The 18,315-nt window shown below is 65.0% G+C and carries 21 protein-coding genes; 15 read left to right on the plus strand and 6 right to left on the minus strand.

Annotation, left to right across the window (positions count from 1 at the left end):
• The first annotated feature begins 195 nt into the window (after positions 1-195).
• Genes HBNXHr_RS11785 through HBNXHr_RS11800 form a run of 4 tightly spaced genes read left to right on the plus strand, consistent with a single transcriptional unit; the run spans position 196 to position 4,386 of the window.
• The gene (locus HBNXHr_RS11785) at positions 196-1,686 is read left to right on the plus strand and encodes a proton-conducting transporter membrane subunit (RefSeq protein WP_275882275.1); all 1,491 of its coding nucleotides are present in this window, start codon (positions 196-198) and stop codon (positions 1,684-1,686) included.
• Positions 1,683-2,231, plus strand: a complete 549-nt coding sequence (locus tag HBNXHr_RS11790) for an NADH-quinone oxidoreductase subunit J (protein WP_275882276.1) — start codon at positions 1,683-1,685, stop codon at positions 2,229-2,231. The genes HBNXHr_RS11785 and HBNXHr_RS11790 overlap by 4 nt, the downstream gene beginning before the upstream one ends.
• Complete coding sequence (locus tag HBNXHr_RS11795; RefSeq protein WP_275882277.1) at positions 2,228-2,512, plus strand: NADH-quinone oxidoreductase subunit K; 285 nt, start codon at positions 2,228-2,230, stop codon at positions 2,510-2,512. Before HBNXHr_RS11790 ends, HBNXHr_RS11795 begins: the two co-directional genes overlap by 4 nt.
• Positions 2,506-4,386: an NADH-quinone oxidoreductase subunit L gene (locus tag HBNXHr_RS11800; RefSeq protein ID WP_275882278.1), complete on the plus strand. Its 1,881-nt coding sequence runs from the start codon at positions 2,506-2,508 to the stop codon at positions 4,384-4,386. The genes HBNXHr_RS11795 and HBNXHr_RS11800 overlap by 7 nt, the downstream gene beginning before the upstream one ends.
• 60 nt (positions 4,387-4,446) lie before the next feature.
• Here the strand turns inward: HBNXHr_RS11800 and HBNXHr_RS11805 are convergent, their stop codons facing one another.
• Positions 4,447-5,976, minus strand: coding sequence for a TerB family tellurite resistance protein (locus HBNXHr_RS11805; protein ID WP_275882279.1), 1,530 nt, complete (start codon positions 5,974-5,976; stop codon positions 4,447-4,449).
• 229 nt (positions 5,977-6,205) lie between these two features.
• On the opposite strand from HBNXHr_RS11805, the gene HBNXHr_RS11810 reads away from it, so the two are divergent.
• Positions 6,206-7,168 (plus strand): formyltetrahydrofolate deformylase, encoded by a 963-nt coding sequence (locus HBNXHr_RS11810; RefSeq protein WP_275882280.1) that lies wholly within the window; start codon positions 6,206-6,208, stop codon positions 7,166-7,168.
• Positions 7,169-7,370: 202 nt separating this feature from the next.
• Here HBNXHr_RS11810 and HBNXHr_RS11815 read toward each other — a convergent pair whose 3' ends face one another.
• Both HBNXHr_RS11815 and HBNXHr_RS11820 read right to left on the minus strand, forming a co-directional pair.
• Entirely contained in the window at positions 7,371-7,592 is a 222-nt protein-coding gene (locus tag HBNXHr_RS11815; RefSeq protein ID WP_015789955.1) for a hypothetical protein, read from the minus strand.
• A 353-nt stretch (positions 7,593-7,945) separates the two neighbouring features.
• Positions 7,946-8,974: a phosphoribosylaminoimidazolesuccinocarboxamide synthase gene (locus HBNXHr_RS11820; protein ID WP_275882281.1), complete on the minus strand. Its 1,029-nt coding sequence runs from the start codon at positions 8,972-8,974 to the stop codon at positions 7,946-7,948.
• A 126-nt stretch (positions 8,975-9,100) separates the two neighbouring features.
• Here HBNXHr_RS11820 and HBNXHr_RS11825 point away from each other — a divergent pair, with 126 nt between their 5' ends.
• The gene (locus tag HBNXHr_RS11825) at positions 9,101-10,450 is read left to right on the plus strand and encodes an ATP-binding protein (protein ID WP_275882282.1); all 1,350 of its coding nucleotides are present in this window, start codon (positions 9,101-9,103) and stop codon (positions 10,448-10,450) included.
• Positions 10,451-10,487: 37 nt separating this feature from the next.
• Here HBNXHr_RS11825 and HBNXHr_RS11830 read toward each other — a convergent pair whose 3' ends face one another.
• Entirely contained in the window at positions 10,488-11,294 is an 807-nt protein-coding gene (locus tag HBNXHr_RS11830; protein WP_275882283.1) for an aldo/keto reductase, read from the minus strand.
• 134 nt (positions 11,295-11,428) lie between these two features.
• On the opposite strand from HBNXHr_RS11830, the gene HBNXHr_RS11835 reads away from it, so the two are divergent.
• The gene (locus HBNXHr_RS11835; protein WP_275882284.1) at positions 11,429-12,307 is read left to right on the plus strand and encodes an MBL fold metallo-hydrolase; all 879 of its coding nucleotides are present in this window, start codon (positions 11,429-11,431) and stop codon (positions 12,305-12,307) included.
• Positions 12,308-12,472: 165 nt separating this feature from the next.
• Here the strand turns inward: HBNXHr_RS11835 and HBNXHr_RS11840 are convergent, their stop codons facing one another.
• The gene (locus HBNXHr_RS11840) at positions 12,473-12,781 is read right to left on the minus strand and encodes a winged helix-turn-helix domain-containing protein (RefSeq protein WP_275882285.1); all 309 of its coding nucleotides are present in this window, start codon (positions 12,779-12,781) and stop codon (positions 12,473-12,475) included.
• A gap of 246 nt (positions 12,782-13,027) precedes the next feature.
• Between HBNXHr_RS11840 and HBNXHr_RS11845 the strand changes: the two genes are divergently transcribed.
• Together HBNXHr_RS11845 and HBNXHr_RS11850 are read left to right on the plus strand one after the other, a co-directional pair.
• Positions 13,028-13,249: a hypothetical protein gene (locus HBNXHr_RS11845; RefSeq protein WP_275882286.1), complete on the plus strand. Its 222-nt coding sequence runs from the start codon at positions 13,028-13,030 to the stop codon at positions 13,247-13,249.
• A gap of 47 nt (positions 13,250-13,296) precedes the next feature.
• Positions 13,297-13,509 (plus strand): hypothetical protein, encoded by a 213-nt coding sequence (locus tag HBNXHr_RS11850; protein WP_275882287.1) that lies wholly within the window; start codon positions 13,297-13,299, stop codon positions 13,507-13,509.
• 18 nt (positions 13,510-13,527) lie between these two features.
• Here the strand turns inward: HBNXHr_RS11850 and HBNXHr_RS11855 are convergent, their stop codons facing one another.
• Complete coding sequence (locus tag HBNXHr_RS11855) at positions 13,528-14,496, minus strand: DUF5787 family protein (protein WP_275882288.1); 969 nt, start codon at positions 14,494-14,496, stop codon at positions 13,528-13,530.
• 127 nt (positions 14,497-14,623) lie between these two features.
• Between HBNXHr_RS11855 and HBNXHr_RS11860 the strand changes: the two genes are divergently transcribed.
• From HBNXHr_RS11860 to HBNXHr_RS11885, 6 genes are all read left to right on the plus strand, one after another.
• Positions 14,624-15,175 (plus strand): mechanosensitive ion channel domain-containing protein, encoded by a 552-nt coding sequence (locus HBNXHr_RS11860; protein WP_275882289.1) that lies wholly within the window; start codon positions 14,624-14,626, stop codon positions 15,173-15,175.
• 131 nt (positions 15,176-15,306) lie between these two features.
• On the plus strand, positions 15,307-16,542 hold the full coding sequence (locus HBNXHr_RS11865; protein ID WP_275882290.1) for a translation initiation factor IF-2 subunit gamma: 1,236 nt from the start codon (positions 15,307-15,309) through the stop codon (positions 16,540-16,542).
• A complete protein-coding gene (locus HBNXHr_RS11870) occupies positions 16,539-16,913 on the plus strand; it encodes a PIN domain-containing protein (protein WP_275882291.1) in 375 nt (124 codons plus the stop codon). Before HBNXHr_RS11865 ends, HBNXHr_RS11870 begins: the two co-directional genes overlap by 4 nt.
• A gap of 1 nt (position 16,914) precedes the next feature.
• The gene (locus tag HBNXHr_RS11875) at positions 16,915-17,484 is read left to right on the plus strand and encodes a DNA-directed RNA polymerase (protein WP_275737418.1); all 570 of its coding nucleotides are present in this window, start codon (positions 16,915-16,917) and stop codon (positions 17,482-17,484) included.
• Positions 17,481-17,681 (plus strand): transcription elongation factor subunit Spt4, encoded by a 201-nt coding sequence (spt4, locus tag HBNXHr_RS11880; RefSeq protein WP_345799513.1) that lies wholly within the window; start codon positions 17,481-17,483, stop codon positions 17,679-17,681. The genes HBNXHr_RS11875 and spt4 overlap by 4 nt, the downstream gene beginning before the upstream one ends.
• 3 nt (positions 17,682-17,684) lie before the next feature.
• Positions 17,685-18,296 carry a GTP-dependent dephospho-CoA kinase family protein gene (locus HBNXHr_RS11885; RefSeq protein ID WP_275882292.1) on the plus strand — a complete coding sequence of 204 codons (612 nt, stop codon included), beginning with the start codon at positions 17,685-17,687 and terminating at the stop codon, positions 18,294-18,296.
• Positions 18,297-18,315 lie beyond the last annotated feature (19 nt).

Genomic DNA, 18,315 nt, shown 5'->3' on the forward strand with positions numbered 1-18,315 from the left:
GGCGAGCCGATCACGGTCGGGAGCAAAAATGTACGATTCAGCCCCTGGCATCCGAATTAAGTCGAATGATTCAAGAAGTATTCGCCGGAAAACCCACGGTATGTCTGTGATTGCTCGAACGCGACCCGTTCGTCCGGGCCGATACGCGAACGGGGCGAGCGGTGTGCATCGAAAACGCTCGCCGGGAGGACAACCGTGAGCGAGACGGCGCTTGCGGTAGTCCCACTGGTCGCCCTGTTCGCGGGCATCTTCGCGACGTACCTGGTCGGGCGAGTCAATCACGACCGGACGACCGAGGCGACTGGCATCGTCGCGGTCGCGTCGCTGCTCGTCGCGCTCGGGGCGACCTGGACGCTGTGGACGACGTCGCTTCCAGTCGCATACGCGCTCGGCGGGTCCGGCGTGGGCATCCAGGTCACGGCCCTCAGCATCTTCCTGTCGGTCGTGGCGTGCCTGCTCGGGCTGGCCGTCGCGGTCTATGCGATGGCCGGGACGGACGACGAGGGGGCGACCGAACTCTACTATCCACTCGTGCTGGCGGCGGTCGCCGGCGTCGTCGGCATCGGGGTTGCGGCGGATCTGTTCTCGCTGTACGTCTTCTTCGAGGTGATGGCCGTGTCGACCTACGCGCTGGTCCCCTTCGCTGTCTCCCGGGCGAGTGCCGTCGAAGCCGGCTTCAAGTACGTCGTGTTGAACACAGTCGGCTCGCTGCTGGCCATTTTCGGTGTGTCGCTGGTGTATGCCGAGACCGGCGGCACACTCGCCTTTGACCCGGTCGCGGACGCACTGTCGGGCACAACGGAGGTCGCGACCGCCGCCGTGCTCTTCCTGGTCGTCGGTTTCGGCGTGAAGGCCGCGATCGTCCCGCTCCATACGTGGGTGCCGGACGCCTACGCCGAGTCGCCCGCCAGTGCGAGCGCGTTACTCGCCGGCCTGGCGACGCCGGCCGCCGCCGTGGCGATGGTGAAGGCGCTGTCGGTGTTCCCGGGCACGGTCCCGGTCGGCTTGCTGCTGGTCGTCTTCGGCGCGATCACGATGACCGTCGGGAACTTCCTCGCGCTGGGCCAGCGCGACCTCAAGCGGCTGCTCGCCTATTCGTCGATCCCCCACGTCGGCTACGTCATCTTCGGCTTCGGGATCGGTTTTTACGGCGACTTTGGCGTCGCGGTCGATGGTGCACTCTTTCACGTCCTCGCCAACGCCCTCATGAAGGGCGGAGCCTTCCTCGCTGTCGGTGCGATCGGCTACCGGCTCGCGAGTGGGGACGTTGCGAATCCGCGCCACCTCGACGATCTCGCCGGGATCGGCTACCGGATGCCGGTCGCCGCCGGCGCGATCGCGGTCGCGGTGCTGGCGCTGGCCGGCGTCCCGCCGCTGGCGGGCTTCTGGGGCAAACTCCTCATCGTGGTCGGTGGCGCGGAGGTGTCCGGCTGGCTCGGCGTCTCCCTGGCCTTGCTCGTGATCGGCAACTCGTTTCTCTCGCTGGGGTATTACCTCCCGGTTCTCCGGAGTCTCTTCGCCAGCCCGGACGATGCCGTGGGTTCGGCCGCTCGGACGCCGACGCTGCTGGCGCTCCCGATTCTGGCATTGACTGCCGGAACAATTCTGCTCGGGATCGTTCCCTCGGTCGGGTTCGACCTCGTTGAGCCGGCCACTGACGTCCTGCTCTCGGGGGTGATGCCATGACGGCGCTGACGACGGCGGCGCTCGTGGCGACGGTCGGCCTCGCGCTCTCCGCGGTCGCCGCCCGGGACTTCCTCGTCTCGATCCTCTCGCTGTCGGGCGCAAGCGTCGCGCTTGCGGTGTACTTCTATCTGGCCGGTGCGCCGATCGCGGCCGTCTTCGAGGCGGTCGTGGCCGCCGGGCTGGTAACGGTCCTCTTTTTGTTGATGATCAGCCTGACCGACGCCGAGACCGCCACGCTGATCGACCAGCGCAAACTGCCGATCGTCGGGCTCGCACTGGGCGCGTTACTCGGCGTCGGCCTGGTCGTCTGGGGCCTGCTTGGCAGGCTCTCGTCCGGCGGGGGAAGCGAGATGGAACTCGCCGAGGCGCTGTGGAGCCGCCGGTCGATCGACCTGCTCGCGGTGACCGTCCTGCTGTTCGTCGGCGTGCTCGGCATCATCCGCCTCACCGCCGAACGCTTCGACGCGACTGATCGGGCCGTCACGAGTGAAGGAACCCCGATCGGGCGGGGCAGAGAATCCGAGAACACGGAGGGAGAATCATGACTGCACTCGCCTACGGCGTGGCGATCGCGCTACTTGTCCTGGGTCTGGCGGCAGTCCTCAGCGGGGCCAACGCGGTGAAGACGCTGATCGGGATCGAGATCGCCTCGAAGGGCGTGCTCGTGAACTTCGTCGCGACCGATCCGGCCGGCAGCCAGGGGATCGTGATCCTGTTGATCCTGATCGACGCCATCGTCGTCGCCGTCCTGCTGGGGCTGGTCGTTGCGGTGTATCGCCAGTACGGAACCCTCGATATGGACGCACTCGGGAGGTTAACATGGTAACGAATCGACGGACACTGCTCGCATCGACACCCGGTCTGCTCGTCGCCGGTGCACTGGCGCTGGCAGTCGCGCTGGTGGGACCAGGACTCGAAACGCCCGCCATGCTGGCGCTCGGGGCGGTCGCCCTGCCGTTCGTCGGGGCGGCACTGTTGCCGTACGTCGCCGTCGCCGGTGATCGAATCCGGAACGCGGTCGCTGTCGGCGTCGGCGTCGTCACCGCGATGCTGACGCTATCGCTGATTCCGCGAGCGCTATCTGGCGAGCCATCGACCGTCCACTACGACCTGAGGTGGGTGCCCGCCATCGACGTCTCCTTTGGCCTGTATCTGGACGTCCTCGGCGTGATGATGGCGACCATCGCGGGTGTCGTCGGCGCGCTCGCGCTGGTCTTCTCGACGCGCTTCATGGAACGCGAGGGCGGGCTCACGCGCTACTACGTGCTGACCCTGCTGTTCGTCGGCGGGATGATCGGCTTCGCGCTGACCGACAGCCTCGTCGCGCTGTACGTCTTCTGGGAGGTCCTCGGGCTGTGTTCGTTTGGCCTGATCGCCTTCTGGCTCGAAGACGACGCCTCCTTCGCGGCGGGCGTAAAGGCGTTCGTCACGACCCGTTTCGGCGACATCGGCCTGCTGGCCGGGATCGCCACCCTGTACGTCGGCGGCGGGACATTCTCGATCCGTGGGCTGATCGACCAGGCGGCCGCGGGCGCACTGCCGGAGTGGACGCTCGCGGCCGCTGGCGGGCTGTTCATCGTCGCGGCCGTCGGGAAGTCCGCGCAGTTCCCCTTACACGTCTGGCTGCCGGACGCGATGGAGGCCCCGACCACCAGCACGGCGCTGATCCACGCCGCCTGTATGGTCAACGCCGGCCTCTATCTCCTGCTCCGGACGCGACCCATCTTCGACGGAGTGGCGTGGTGGACGACCGCCGTGCTCGCCATCGGGACGATTACGGCCTTCCTCGCGGCCGTGCTCGCGACCGTCGAGAACGACTTCAAGCGGGCGCTTGCGTACTGTACGATCAGCCAGCTCGGGTACGTCACGGCGGCCATCGGACTGGCCGGCGGGGTCCTGCCGGCGACCGCCCACGTCCTGAGTCACTCGATCTTCAAGGCGCTACTCTTTCTCGCTGCGGGGTCGGTCATCTTCGCGCTGGGCGGCACCGTCCACAAGCACGTCGACATGTACGAGTTTCGCGGCGTGGGGAACCGCCGGCAGATGCCGATAACCAACGTCGCCTTTCTGGTGGGGATTCTCGGCTTGATCGGCGTGCCCGGGTTCAACGGCTTCTGGAGCAAGGAGTACATCTTCGCCACGGCGATGGACGGGAGTCCGATCGAGATGGCGGCCTTCGTCGTGCTCGCGATCACGGCCGTGCTGACGGTCGTCTACTCGTTGCGGATCTACTATCTGATGTTCCTCGGCGAGCCGAGCGAGTCTGTCACCGAATCGCCACTGGCGATGACTGGCCCGCTTTCGATCCTGGCTGGCCTCACGCTCACCTCGTGGCTCGCGATCGGCCCGCTCTCGGAGGCCCTGAAGACGTACTTCCCCGGCGCTGACGTTCACGGCTATACGATCATGGAATTCGTCGAGCACACGCTCACCGTCCAGACACTGGCGCTGACCGCCGGGATCCTGGGCGTCGGCTATCTCGGCTTCCACTTCCGGCAGTCGATCAACGACGCCGCCCCCGAGAGCCTGCTGTCGGTGCTCGCGCTGGGCTACGGCTTCGACGCCGTCTACGAACGATGCGTCGCGGCCTACCGCTGGTGGTGTGCCCGGACGCGGGTCATCCAGACTGGCGACCTCAACTACAACGTCGTCGGCATCGTGGTGGCGCTGGTGATCGGCGCGGTCGTGCTGGCAATATGATCTGATTTCGTCTTTTCCGTCGCACTCGTTGATCGAAGACGGACCAGTCTTTTACGGACATTACGAGACATCCTCGACGTACTCACCGATGCCGCCAGTCATCGCGATCTCTGCGGGATCGAGATCGACGTCGAGTTCGTTTGCCAGTGTCTGGAACTGTCGCTTCTCGTCAGTGCCGATTTCACCCTTTGCGGCCGCGACCTGGGCTGCCAGCGCGAGAACTGCCTCCCTGGCCGGCCGCGTTAACAGTGCCGATAGCCCGTCGGTAGCGGCCTCAAGCGAGCCATCCCGCTCGGCCGCCGACTGGATCCGGGACTCGATCTCGTCGGCATCGTACTCGGGGAAGGTTTCGAGGACAGTATCCCGAATCACGGCTGCCTCGGATTGCGAGGGAGTCCCGTCGGCCAACATGACTCGGCAACCGACCTCGATCAATGCATCGACGAGCAGCTCGTCGCCAGTGTTTTCTTCAGGATCGAAATCCGCCCGATCGGTGAGCCAGTCCCGGGGGAGACCGGACTCGGCCAGCGCGGTCGCGAGTGCGTCAGTCGGCCCGCGGTTGTACAGGCTCCGACCGAGATTCCAGACGATCAAGAACGGGTTGACCAGAAACGTCGTGATGCTCCACCAGCCCGTGACCATCGTCTTGGCCGCCGTCCGGCGAAGCCGACTCGACACGCAATCGTGACAGCCAACCACCCGGATCGAGCGCCAGCGGTATAGCAACACCAACCCGGTGAGTTGGTACGCTCGGGTCCCCTCCTCGATGGGGCGTTCGCCGCAGTGTGGGCACGGGATGTTCACGGCCACGGCGTCGTCGGGAGCAGTGACATCCTCGGTCTGGGCCGGATGCTCGGCGTCGTACTTCGAAACAGTGCCACAGGCGTGACACCGTTCGTGACCTGGGTCCCCGATTGCGCCACACGACTGACAGCGGATTCCATAATCCCCTTCGTACGGTTCGTCGCCGAACAATCGACGGAGACGTTCGGGCCACAGCGGCGGGACGCGACGGGAAGACTGTACGTAGTAGGGCTGGCAGATGTACGAACCAATACCGAACAGGATCGGAAACATCGCCACGAGGGCCACCCCCTCCGTCGAATCCAGGAAGCGACTGATCACGTCGGTGCCGACAGCCGCCAGATAGAGGAAGTAAAACCCGATGGCTGCAAGGACCGGAACGGCACCTGTGGCGGGGACCAGCGCCGTCCGGGGGAACCGCCAGGCGATGGTGGCCAGGCCGACACCGAGTCCGGCACCGACGGCAATACCAGCCAACGGCGACCAGATCAATCCCAGGAAAACCCCGACGCCGAGACCGAAGCCCCCGGCCGTGACGAGGGAGCCACCTCTCGGATGATATCGGGCCGCAGCGACTCCCCCGACCGTACCGACGAGCCCACTGGCTACCACTCCGTATCCCGATGCGGCGACGACGCCAAGGAGCGACCCGCCGGCGAAACCGGCGAGGCCAGCCATCACTGTCCGGTAGTTGTAGAACGCGACGTACCCGAGCGCGATAGCGGAACAAATGGCAATTGTCAGACCGATCGTCCCGAGGGCGGCCAGGATCTCAATAACGAGCATAAACTGTTAAATCAGATGTCTCCGTAGTAAATATTATGATCTCGTTACAATATCAGCTGGACTGTTCGGGAATCGATCAGTGTCTTCAGTTCTGAGCGTCTCGGCCGAGTTCCGAACACTCCCGGATACGACAGACATCGCGACCACCGCCGGTCAGCCGGAAAGCGCACCCTTTTTGCTCGCGTGGGCGCCATAGCGTGACAATGATCGCCAGCACGCGACTCGCGAGGTGGTGGCCGTGACCCGTGAGTTCACCGAGATTACTGTGGTCGGCGACGACGAGACGGGGCTGATCGCGAACGTCACGTCGTTGCTGTTCGAGCGCGGTGTCAACATCGAGGATCTGGATCAGGCGGTCCGGGAGGGCGTCTTCCGGATGACCACGATGGTCGACACCAGCGAGATGATCGTCACCGAGGAAACGCTCCGGAACGATCTCCAGGATCTCGCGGCGGAACTCGACGTCGACATTACGGTCCGGTTCCCGAAAGATAGAGAGACCCAGAGCATCGCCGTCCTCGTCACGAAGGAAAGTCACTGTCTGGAGGCGATCTTCGAGGCCTGGGCGAGCGGCAATCTGGGCGCGGACGTCGAGGTCGTCATCGGCAATCATCCCGACCTCCAGCCCCTCGCCGAGAAATACGAGGTGCCCTTCCACGACATCGGCGACGAGAAGGGCACGCCCGACGAGGACGAACTGCTGGACTTGCTTGCGGAGTACGACACTGACCTGATCGTCCTCGCGCGGTACATGCGCATCCTCAGCCCGGACGTCGTCTTCCGATACGAGAACCGAATCATCAACGTCCACCCGTCGCTGCTGCCCTCCTTCCCCGGTGCCTCGGCGTACATGCAGGCCATCGAGGAGGGCGTCCGGATCGCGGGCGTCACCGCACACTACGTGACGACTGACCTCGATCAGGGGCCGGTCATCACCCAGCGGGTGTTCAACGTCCCGCCGGAGGCCACCGAGGAAGAACTCCAGGAGATCGGCCAGCCCCTGGAGGCCGAGGCGCTACTCGAGGCGATCGACCTCCATCTCAACGACGAGATCTACGTCCACCGCGGCCGGACTCGGCTCCGGGAGCCGGAGGAGACCGACGCCCAGCTCGGCGCGCCCGAGCAACTCGACGATCTCAATCCCGACCGGCCGATCGATGGGCTGGGCGAGATCGTCAGCGAGGGCGAGTGAACGAAGTGAACGAGCCCTCGGAATGAACGAACGGGGAACGAAACGACCCGCGAGCAGCGAGGGCGACCGCAGGGAGCCCTCGGAGTAAGCGAGCGGGGAACGAAGTGACCCGCGAGCGAGGCGGACGATGTGAAATCACGGGACAGCCGGCCGCGATGGCTGTCCGGGGAGCAAAGACGAAGAAGGCGGAGCGGATGTTCCGTTATTCGAGGCCGAGATCGGCCAGCGAGTGGGTGTGCTGCCATGCACCGGCGACAGCGTCCACGTCGAAGGTGAGAACGCCGTCAGTGAGTTCGAGCCGGACGGACTCGTCGTCGATCTCCGTGTCGTGGAGGTGGAGCTCAAGCGGCTGACCGAAGTCCGCGACTGCAACCATCAGTTCACCGTTCGCTTCGAGTTTTTCCTGGAGTTCATCAGCGTCCATGATTCGTTTTAGAGGTACGGGAAACAGGCCCAAAAAGATTGCCATACGTCGGATTGAGCCCCGCCAAACGCCGAAGATTCGTAGAAATTTTCGTGGTATTTGTTTTTGGCTCGCCTAAAAAGAGGCAGAGTCGGCTCCTTCTGGAAGGGCTAAACCCCGCTGGTGCTGTAGCTGACATAGTCATGCAAGTAACGCACTACGACACGTGCCAGGAGTGTGGCAGTGACCTCGAATCCCCGACGAGCTACCGGCGTCACGCCTACTGTTCGGGCTGTCAGAACTAGGAGGGCATCGATACCGCTGGCGCTGCCGGCAATGAATTACGGCTGTGAACCAGCTGAGAGCGTCCCCGCCTAGAGACTTCGGGCCGCGTCGATCGCGTCGTCGATGGACGGCGCATCGAAGACTGCCTGGTCGAGATACGCGTTCGTGCCGGCACAGTAGAGATCACGCGCGACGTCGATCACGTGCTGGTCGAGCGGTTCGGGCTCGCGATCGCACAGCGACTTCCAGTCGGCGATCCCCGCCTCGCTCGCCCGCGTTTTGGCTTCGCCGACGGCCTCGACCCATGCTGACTGCGTCCGCTTGTGGTACTGCCGGATGACCTCCTTGCTGACCTCCTGGCCGTCGTAGGAAAAGCGATTCTCGTCGAAGGTCCCCACGACGTCGGCGACGCGGATCTCCCCTTCGTAGTAGAGACACTCGATCTTGCCGTCCTCGTGGACGAACCCTGCCTCCACAGCCTGGCGGTTGAGCAGGTCGTTGACCTCGCGGGCGACCGATTCGAGGTCGGCGACGTTCGCACGGCCGGCGATCCGGTCGGCCTCCGCACGGGAGAGATACCGGTCTTGCTCCTCGTACTTCGTCGAGAACTCGACGACGGGTTCCGGTAACTCGACGGGCTCCTCGGGCCAGGACTCCCGGTCGAGGCCGTGGTCTTCGGGTTCGGATCGCTTTCGCAGACTGGATCCGACGGGGACGGTATTGCGAAAGACGATTTCGAGGGGGATCAGGTAGTTCTCGCCCGCCGCGTCGTGATAGGCGTCGTAGTCGTAGCCGTCGCCGTCGTGGGGCAGATCGGGCACCTGCGTCAACTCGATCGCCATTTCGCGAGGTTGCTCGCCCACGTCGATCGCCGTCTCGATTGACACCGGCTCGCCATCGACGACGACACCCTCGTAGTGGGTGGGGATTCCGTCGTCCTCCAGGGCCTCGAAGTTGGCTGCGCCCATCGTACACAGCGCGGCCCCTTTCTGTGGGATTTCATCGGGCATCTTCCCCCAGTCGAACACCGAGTAGTCGTCGGTGAAGACGAACGCGCCCCGACCAAGGTCGGTCGCGGTCGGCTCGTCGTCGATCCGGAATTCCTTGACGCTGGTCATTGAGTCGGCGTTTCGGGCCGGCGACCTTAGAGGTTGCACATTACGACAAAAGCGGCTGTGGCCGACCGACGAACGCCTGGCCGTCTTCGAGTGGCTTATGTCGCTTGCGCTACAAAGTTCCCGGAGATGAGCGAACCGGAACGCGACGTCGTGGAGTTCGTCCTCACGACGGACGTCTACTCCGAGCGAGAGGATCTCGAACCGGACGATCTGCCGTCGATCTATCGGACCGTCTTCTGGGAAAACGGCACGATCGAGCGGCCACTCGTCCCGACCGTCGAGGCCACCAGTGAAGCGGCCGACGTCGAGGATCCCTGGGAAACCGTCTCGGGACTGATGTTTACCAGTCACGACGACTTCTCCGAGGAGATCAAACTCACCGACCGTGACATGGCCAAGGAGTGGCTACAGAAGCGAATCGAGCCCGACGAACTCCTCGAAAACCCGACGCTGGCGTCGATCTTCGAGGACGAATTCGACGAGGTCAGCTACGAGAAGGCCCGTGAACAGGTCAGACCGGCCCGCGCCGACCGGGCCTGGATCGACAGCCTGCTCGACGAGTACTTCGAGGACGAGGAGGAAGAGGAGATGCTCGACCTCGTGGACATCCGCGCGCCCGAGGAGGTCGACATGCGCCTGGACGATCTCGTGCTCACCGAGGACCAGGAGGGCGAGATCAACAAACTCGTCAAGGCGATCGAGCACCGCGATTACCTCGCGCGGATCGGCCTCCGGGAGATCGGCAAGCTCCTGTTCGTCGGGCCGCCGGGGACCGGCAAGACCAGCGTCGCCCGGGCCTTGGCCCACGAGCTCGACCTGCCCTTTGTCGAGGTCAAGCTGTCGATGATAACCTCCCAGTACCTGGGCGAGACGGCCAAGAACGTCGAGAAGACCTTCGAGGTCGCCAGGCGGCTCTCGCCGTGTATCCTCTTCATGGACGAGTTCGACTTCGTCGCCAAGACCCGCGCCAGCGACGAGCACGCCGCGATCAAGCGCGCGGTCAACACCCTGCTGAAGTCGATCGACGAGATCAGCCTCATCCAGGACGACGTCCTGTTGATCGGCGCGACCAACCATCCCGACCAGCTCGACGCGGCGGCCTGGCGGCGCTTCGACGAGATCGTCAACTTCCCCAAGCCAGACACGGGGATGCGCGCCGACATCCTGCAGGTCGTCACTCGCGACATGGAGATCGACGACTACGATCCGGGAGAACTCGCCGGGATGACCGAGGGGCTGACCGGCAGCGACCTCCGGCTTGTCCTCCGGGAGGCCGTCCTGAACGCGTTGACCGAGGAGCGGACCACGCTCACACAGGAGGACCTGGTCAATGCGGTCGCGAACTTCGAGGAGCGTGACAATCTCAAGAACCTCGACATGATCGAGGGCGATCACGACGCGCTGGTCGCGGGCGGGACGCCGAGTGCGGACGGCGGAGAGGACCACGGTCACGACCACAGCCACTCGGACGACTGAGAGCTCAGGCGGTCGTGACGGAGTCGCTTCCAATACCCTACTGATTCCAGGGGGCGAAATCGGGGTCGATGACGCGGTGTTCCCGATCGATGGCATCGATCGCCGCGATGTCTTCGTCGTCGAGAGACAGCTCGAACGCTTCCAGATTAGCCGCCAGATGCTCGCGGCTGCTGGCTTTCGGGATCGGGACGACGTGCTCTTTCGCGTCGAGCCACGCGAGGCTGACCGCGGCCGGGGAGACGCCGTGTTTCTCGGCGATCTCACGGATCGTCGGGTCCTCGAACACTTCGCCCTGGGCGAGCGGCGAGTACGCGACCAGCCAGTGGTCGTGCTCGCGGGCGTCCTCCCGAAGGCGGTCCTGCTGGAGCAGCGGGTGACACTCGACCTGGTGGGCAGTGATCGGGACGTCCAGAATCTCCCGGGCCTCCTCGAGCAACTCCGGCGTGAAATTCGACAAGCCAATATTCTTGATCGTGCCTTCGTCGTGGAGTTGTTCGAGGGCAGCGAGCGTCTCTTCGGCGTCGTAGGTGTGGGTCGGCCAGTGGACGTACAGGAGATCGAGGGAGTCAGTCCCGAGCCGATCGAGACTCGCCGTCGTCGACTCGATGAGGTCCTCGCGGGCGAGATTTTCGGGATCGACTTTACTCGCGAGGAAAACGGCATCACGATCGACCGACGAAGTGGCGATCCCCTCGCCGACGTACTGTTCGTTGTCGTATCCCTGGGCCGTATCGACGTGACGATATCCGACATCGAGCGCCGTCCGGACGTTCTCGACCCACTGCTCGCGGTTTTCGTCCGAGTAGGTGCCGAGACCGGGGACTGGCAATGTAGCAGGTGGCATCGGCCTGAATTGGCGGCCCGTCGGTTTCGGTCTGGCGGTCGCGACGGGGACAGCGTGTCGCCGACGGTCCAACCGGCGAGCGTTGCCCACCGGGACCGTCACATCCTTAGCCGACCGCCGCTACGCTCCCGTCGATGGAAGTCACGCTGCTCGGGACCGGCGATACGACCGGGACGCCGACGGTCGGATGTGGGTGTGACGTCTGTGAGCAGGCGCGCGATCCCGATGACGCCCTCCGTGAGCAGTTGCGCGACCGCGGTGTCGAGGTCGGCGATCGTGGCGTCGAGCGGACCCGCTTTTCGGTCCACGTCCGCAACGAGCGCACCGACGAGACGCTGCTGATCGACGCGAGTCCCGACTTCCGGACCCAGTTCCTCCGGGAAGACCTCGACGCTCCCGACGCCGCGGTGATCTCCCACATCCACTTCGACCACCTCGACGGGCTGGGCAACTTCTATCGGCTGACGCGGGACATGCCAGTCTACGCAGCCGGCGAGGTTGACCCCGCGACCGGGCAAAGCGTCGCCCAGAGCGTCCGCGAGCGCTACGACTACCTCGACGTGATCGACGTCAAGGCTCGCGATCCATTCGAATCGTTCCGGGTCGCCGGCCTCGACGTCACGCTCGTCCCCGTCGATCACCCGCCGCTTGCGTGTTACGGCCTCGTGGTCGAGGATCCCGAGACGGGCACGAAGCTCTCGCTGTCGGGTGATACGAGTTACGAGGTCCCGCAAGCGAGTCGGGACGCCCTCGCCGGGGCCGACCTGTTGCTCGTCGACGGCATCCTCCCGGCCGATCGGTGTGATACCCACCCGGCCGGCGGGTCACACCACGACGACGGGGGGGTCCCGATGACCTACGGGAGCAAGCACATGACCATCGAGGGGGCGACGCGGTTCGGCGAGGAACTCGACGCCGGCGAGTTGCGGATCGTCCACCTCTCGCACTACCTACCGGTCGAGACGGCCTTCGACGCGCCGCTTGCTGTCGACGGCGAGCGGTTCGTGCTGTGAGAGTGGTCGACGGGGAGCGATTCGTGCTGTGAGAGTGGTCGACGGGGAGCGATTCGTGCTGTGAGAGTGGTCGACGGGGAGCGATTCGTGCTGTGAGAGTATTTGACGAGACGGAGTCCCGACGGGTCCGCAGCTACGGCCACCGCAACGTTCGAGATGCCGATCTTATTGAGAGAGTTGCCCGTTGACGAATCCGTTCACCTGGTGGAGGAGGTCGAGCAGTTCGCTGTCGGCAGCGACACGATATCGCTGCGGTGATGAATCCGCGACGGGTTCGAGGACCTCGAGTGCGCGAAGCAACTCCAGGTGGGTGTATACCGACTGGCGGCTGACACCGGCTTCGGTGGCGAGTTCCGACTTCGTAAATTCGCGTCCCGGGAGCGCGTCCATCAGTGCGTCGAGGATGTAGCCAACGCTCTCGTTCTGTACGATGATCCGCCACCCGCTGGGATACTCGTCGCGCAGTTCGTCCATCGAGGGTATTTCTGTTGTCTTGTCTGGGGGCTGCTGGCTCGACATGGTGTGTTCCCGTTGTCTCAACAATCATGTCGCCGGGTGTTAAATCTGTTGGACACTCATGTCCATCAGAACTGAGCGAGTATAAATAGGAAAGCGAGACAGTGTAGGCAAATGACAGACCCACGGGCGAGATTCGTCTGGAAATTAGCTCGCCGGCATTCGTGGGGGTCGCCGATACCGGCCCGGCAATTGATCCGGCTGGTGGCGGGGTCAGCGGACCACGACGAATTGGCAACCGTACTCGAAGAGGACGTCCTCGAGCTCCCGTTCGTCGTCCGATCCCCCAATGGAATCCATATCCCGAACGGACAGGATGCCCACGTCGCCGCGGCGAACTGGTTACGGGAGAATACGGAACTTGACGATTTCAAGATCAGTGCGACGCTATCGCGCCTGCCGGCGGACTGGCCAGTCAGAAAATGACCGTCACCGACGCCCAACATCTATGTGCTGGCGGGCGAAGGGCCGGCATGGACCTCGATCCGGCGTCGTTGAGTGATGTTCCGGCGGAGAACCCAGCCGTTGCAGTCGCGATCAGTGCCGTGGTCGCCACGGTCGTCTACCTCGCGATCCAGTTGGTGATGGACGGCACGGTCGACCTCGTCGAAACAGCGGCGTTCGTCATCGTTTTCACCGGGGTCTACGCCGCATTCCTCTACCTGCGACGGGAAATTGCGGAGTGAGAACACAGAACGGGTGGCCTACTCGAAGCGATCGAGACCGACCTGCCGGCGCTGTCGGCCGGCCGGATCGCGGACCCAGGGCGACTGCGAATCGCGGACGGACTCGACGTCGACCGCCGGCGGTTCGGCGGACTCGTAGCCCGGGCAGGACTCCCCGCAGTCCTCGACAGGGTTGACGATCCGGTCGTGATAGGCGCAGTACGGCACCGTGGCTGCCGGTTCAGCACCGTCGGGGTCACACCGGGTACACGCCGGCCAGGCGAAGGTCCGCCAGCCCTTGCCGTAGGCCCGCTCGGCGATGCGTCGGCGGGCGCGGGCCTTCGCCGCGGGATCGACCGGCTGGACGGTGGCCTGCCCGGCCTCGCGTTCGATCAACTCGAGGCCCCACTCGTCGGTCGGGAGCGTCGTCGGTTCCCGGAGAACTTCGCGCTCGCCGGTGTCGGGGTCGAACCGCCAGATCCCGACTTCATCGGGAAGGCGATTGCGGTGTGCGCCGGTGACGTGGGAGGCCGTCGCCAGAATGACTTCGTCGAAGAGGCCGAGCGAAACGTCGATCCGGAGTTGGGTCTGGAGGTCGCCCGGCCGGTCGAGGTCGGGCTTGTTCTCGATGCCGAGAAGGCGGTCGAACCACCGCTCGGGATACCGGGCGACCTGCCGGACGTACCGATCCCCGTTCCGGCGCTCGGACTCGAAGAAGGCGGTCTCGACCGCCCGGTCGGCGATCCGATGGCGCTCGTCGGGCCGGCGGTCGGGGAAAACGTCCCGAAGCGGTCTGGCCTGACCGGGGCCGACCGGCGCGTCGATGGCTGCCGGCGGAATGGTCTCGTCGGTGATCGCGGCTCGCTGGTCGAACTCGGGGCCTGGGTCGATGGTCACGATATCCGCGATCCGCCGGCCGTGAACGTGCGCGCCGAGCTGACGGGCGAGCAGGCGCTTGCCGTCCTCCAGGGCTCCACACAGCGCGAGTTCGAAACCGTACTCCCGCACGGGTGACTTTCGGGTGGCGAGGCACAAGAGCATCTCGGCCGGCGAGGCCGGACGGGGCTGGCGGTGGTGTGCCAGCCAGCTATCACCGGGCAGTAGCGTTTTACCGCCCGACGCCGATCCGCGTCACATGGCCACAGTACTCGCGGTCGGGGTGATCGAGACAATGATCGAATCGTTCCAGGCGGACATCATCGGCGCGGTCCCACGGGCGCTCTCCGGGCTGGTGTTTCTCACGGTCGCGTACGTCGGGATCAAGCTCGTCACGACAGTCGTCCGGTCGGTCCTCGAACGGGTCTACCCCGCCGATCAGCGGCTCATCGTCGACTTCCTCCTGCTCGTCGTGGGGACGTTCCTGTGGTTCGGGGCCGGGTTGGCGCTGCTCAACGTCCTCGGCCTGGGGAACGTCGCGGCGAGTCTCGGGACTGCCGCCGGGTTCATCGGGCTGGGTGTCTCGTATGCGCTCTCGAACATGATCGCCGACACCGTCGCCGGCGTCTACCTGCTCAAGGACCCGGACTTCAACAAGGGCGACACCGTGACGACCGCCTCGACGACGGGGACTGTCACGGACATCGGCCTCCGGAAGAGTCGGCTCCGGACCGACGACGGGTTGGTCGTCCTCGCCAACCGCAACGTCGAGTCCGGTTGGACGTACCGATCTGGCCCCGACAAGGAGTGAGGGGGCAGCTTTCGGGCGCTTCGTGACGGCGATTTCGAAGTGACGAATTTCCCGCTGCGCCGGACCAGCGGGCCGAGAACAGTACCTTTATGACTGCCAGGCGGGAAAGATCGGTCACGATTACTCTGGAGATGACAGGAAACAACGGACACCCGGAGGTGAACATCGGACTCGTCGGGCACGTCGACCACGGGAAGACGACGCTCGTCGAGGCTCTCAGCGGGGAGTGGACGGATCAGCACTCTGAGGAGATGAAACGCGGGATTTCGATCCGGCTGGGATACGCCGACGCGACGTTCCGGCGCTGTCCGGAGTGTGAGGACTCCGCGGCGTACACCGTCGCCGAGGAGTGTCCCGAACACGACGTCGAGACCGACGTCCTACGGACGGTCTCGTTCGTCGATGCGCCCGGCCACGAGACGCTGATGGCGACGATGCTCGCCGGCGCGGCCATCATGGACGGGGCCGTCCTGGTCATCTCGGCGACCGAAGACGTCCCGCAGGCACAGACCGAGGAGCACCTGATGGCGCTTGACATCATCGGGATCGACAACATCGTCGTCGCCCAGAACAAGGTCGATCTGGTCGACGCCGACCAAGCGCGACGGAACTACGAGCAGATTCAGGAGTTCATCGACGGGACCGTCGCCGAGGACGCACCGATCGTCCCGATCAGTGCGGGCCAGAACGTCAACATGGACCTGCTCATCGAGGCCGTCGAGGAGGAGATCCCGACGGAGGACCGGGATCTCGATGCCGATGCCGAGATGCTCGTCGCCCGGAGTTTCGACATCAACCGCCCGGGGACGACCTGGGACTCGCTGTCGGGCGGCGTGCTGGGCGGGAGTCTCGCCCAGGGCAGCCTCGAAGCCGACGACGAGATCGAACTCCGACCTGGCCGCGAAGTCGAGGAGGGCGGCCAGACGGAGTGGCGACCGGTCACGACGACGGTCCGGTCGCTGCAGGCCGGCGGCGAGGGCGTCGATGAGGTGACGCCCGGCGGGCTATTGGGCGTCGGGACGGGACTCGATCCCTCGCTGACGAAGGGTGACGCGCTGGCGGGCCAGATCGCCGGCCCGCCCGGCACGCTCCCCCCAGTCCAGGAGGAGTTCACGATGGACATCCAGTTGCTCGACCGGATCGTCGCCGAGGACACCGACGAAGTCGAGGAGATCTCGACGGGCGAGCCGCTCATGCTCACGATCGGGACGGCGACGACCGTCGGGTCGGTCACGAGTGCCCGCGACGGCGAGGCCGAAGTGGCGCTGAAACGGCCGGTGTGTGCCCGCGAAGGGGCGAAGATCGCGATCAATCGCCGGATCGGCGCACGCTGGCGGCTGATCGGCGTCGGGACGCTCCGTGAATGACTGCGGTGCTTGATACCAACGCACTGATGATGCCGGTCGAATGTAACGTCCGCGTCTTCGAGGAACTCGATCGGGTGATCGGCGAGACGGACCTGGTCGTCCCCGAATCCGTCGTGGCGGAACTCGATCGGTTGTCCGACGGTGGCGGCGAGGAGGCGACGGCGGCGAGCGTCGGTCGCGACCTCGTCGAGCGGTGTCGGGTCGTCGATCACGACGCGACAAACGCCGACGATGCGGTGCTGGAACTCGCCCGCGAATTAGAGGCTTACGCGGTCACCAACGACGGGCCGCTCCGCGAGGCTCTCCTCGCTGCGGACGTTCCAGTAATTGGTTTAAGGGGCCGGAACAAACTCGCGATCACTCAACCATAACATGTACAAACGGGTTCGATTGCGCGACACGGTCGAGGTACCGCCCGAGCATCTGGCAGACGTGACGCCGGGGCTCGTGAAACGACTGCTACAGGAGAAACTCGAAGGCCGCATGGACGAGGATGTCGGCAGCATCGTCAGCGTCACGGAGGTCCACGACATCGGCGAGGGGGCGGTCGTCCCCAACGAGCCCGGCGTCTACTACGTGGCCGAGTTCGACGCCCTCACCTTCGATCCCCAGATGCAGGAGGTCGTCGACGGCGAGGTCGTCGAGGTCGTCAACTTCGGCGCGTTCGTCGGGATCGGCCCGGTCGACGGACTCCTCCACGTCTCTCAGATCTCCGACGAGTACCTGGCCTACGATGGCGAAAACCAGCAACTCGCCTCCCGGGATTCCAACCGGACGCTCACGGTCGGGGACTCGGTGCGCGCCCGGATCGTCACCAAGTCCATCGACGAGCGCAACCCGCGGGATTCGAAGATCGGTCTGACGGCCAAGCAGGTCGGCCTGGGCAAACACGGCTGGCTCGACGAGGAGCGCAAGGCACGCGCGGAGACGGGTGAGAGCTGATGGCCGATCGGTACGTCTGCCGGGAGTGTCATCGGGTGCAGGACAACCCGGAGGCCGACGTCTGCCAGGGCTGTGGGTCGAGTTCGCTCACCGAAGACTGGGCCGGCTACGTCATCATCACCCACCCCGAGGAGAGCGAGATCGCCGCGGAGATGGAAGTCACCGAACCCGGCAAGTACGCGCTGAAGGTTCGATAGACCGTGTCGGAGGAGCCATCGACGCCGCCTGCGGGCGAGTCGGCCGACCTGGAGGGAGAGATCGTTCTCTCCCTGCCCGAGTCCCAACGAAGTGCGCTGAAAGACCCCTTTGGCCCCGTTTTCACGGACGCCGAGTCGTTGCTGGCGCAGGCGGGCGACCCCCTGATCGCGGTCGGTGACATCGTCACCTATCATCTGCTCGAGGCGGGCCGACCGCCGGACGTGTCACTGATCGACGAGCGAACCGAACGGAGTGCCGTCGATGCCGAGATCAGAGAGCGGATCGTCGGCTGTGATCCGGGCGAGGACTGGTACGACCACCGGATTCACATCGAGAACCCGCCCGGAACGTTGACCGCTGGCCTGCTTGAAGCACTGGTCGAGGCACTCAGCCGCGAGAAACCGTCGACCATCGTCGTTGTCGACGGCGAAGAGGATCTCGCGACAGTGCCGGCAATGGTGCTCACCCCGCCCGGTGGAAGCGTCGTCTATGGCCAGCCGGGCGAGGGCATGGTCCACGTCGCCGTCGACGCGGAGATGGCCGACCGTGCGCGGTCGATCCTCTCGCGGATGGACGGCGATCACGACCGGGCGTTCGAGTTACTCGGCGTCTAGACCGGACACGGGGACCGAC

Source organism: Halorhabdus sp. BNX81 (assembly GCF_029229925.1).
Lineage (GTDB): Archaea > Halobacteriota > Halobacteria > Halobacteriales > Haloarculaceae > Halorhabdus.

What these genes read in the sequence shown, in the direction of transcription:
- HBNXHr_RS11805 (WP_275882279.1), bottom strand. Translation starts at nt 5,976, where the DNA reads ATGCTCGTTATTGAGATCCTGGCCGCCCTCGGGACGATCGGTCTGACA.
- HBNXHr_RS11815 (WP_015789955.1), bottom strand. Translation starts at nt 7,592, where the DNA reads ATGGACGCTGATGAACTCCAGGAAAAACTCGAAGCGAACGGTGAACTG.
- HBNXHr_RS11865 (WP_275882290.1), top strand. Translation starts at nt 15,307, where the DNA reads ATGACAGGAAACAACGGACACCCGGAGGTGAACATCGGACTCGTCGGG.
- HBNXHr_RS11860 (WP_275882289.1), top strand. Translation starts at nt 14,624, where the DNA reads ATGGCCACAGTACTCGCGGTCGGGGTGATCGAGACAATGATCGAATCG.
- HBNXHr_RS11825 (WP_275882282.1), top strand. Translation starts at nt 9,101, where the DNA reads ATGAGCGAACCGGAACGCGACGTCGTGGAGTTCGTCCTCACGACGGAC.
- HBNXHr_RS11795 (WP_275882277.1), top strand. Translation starts at nt 2,228, where the DNA reads ATGACTGCACTCGCCTACGGCGTGGCGATCGCGCTACTTGTCCTGGGT.
- HBNXHr_RS11820 (WP_275882281.1), bottom strand. Translation starts at nt 8,974, where the DNA reads ATGACCAGCGTCAAGGAATTCCGGATCGACGACGAGCCGACCGCGACC.
- HBNXHr_RS11850 (WP_275882287.1), top strand. Translation starts at nt 13,297, where the DNA reads ATGGACCTCGATCCGGCGTCGTTGAGTGATGTTCCGGCGGAGAACCCA.
- HBNXHr_RS11800 (WP_275882278.1), top strand. Translation starts at nt 2,506, where the DNA reads ATGGTAACGAATCGACGGACACTGCTCGCATCGACACCCGGTCTGCTC.
- HBNXHr_RS11790 (WP_275882276.1), top strand. Translation starts at nt 1,683, where the DNA reads ATGACGGCGCTGACGACGGCGGCGCTCGTGGCGACGGTCGGCCTCGCG.
- HBNXHr_RS11840 (WP_275882285.1), bottom strand. Translation starts at nt 12,781, where the DNA reads ATGGACGAACTGCGCGACGAGTATCCCAGCGGGTGGCGGATCATCGTA.
- HBNXHr_RS11835 (WP_275882284.1), top strand. Translation starts at nt 11,429, where the DNA reads ATGGAAGTCACGCTGCTCGGGACCGGCGATACGACCGGGACGCCGACG.
- HBNXHr_RS11830 (WP_275882283.1), bottom strand. Translation starts at nt 11,294, where the DNA reads ATGCCACCTGCTACATTGCCAGTCCCCGGTCTCGGCACCTACTCGGAC.
- HBNXHr_RS11870 (WP_275882291.1), top strand. Translation starts at nt 16,539, where the DNA reads ATGACTGCGGTGCTTGATACCAACGCACTGATGATGCCGGTCGAATGT.
- HBNXHr_RS11875 (WP_275737418.1), top strand. Translation starts at nt 16,915, where the DNA reads ATGTACAAACGGGTTCGATTGCGCGACACGGTCGAGGTACCGCCCGAG.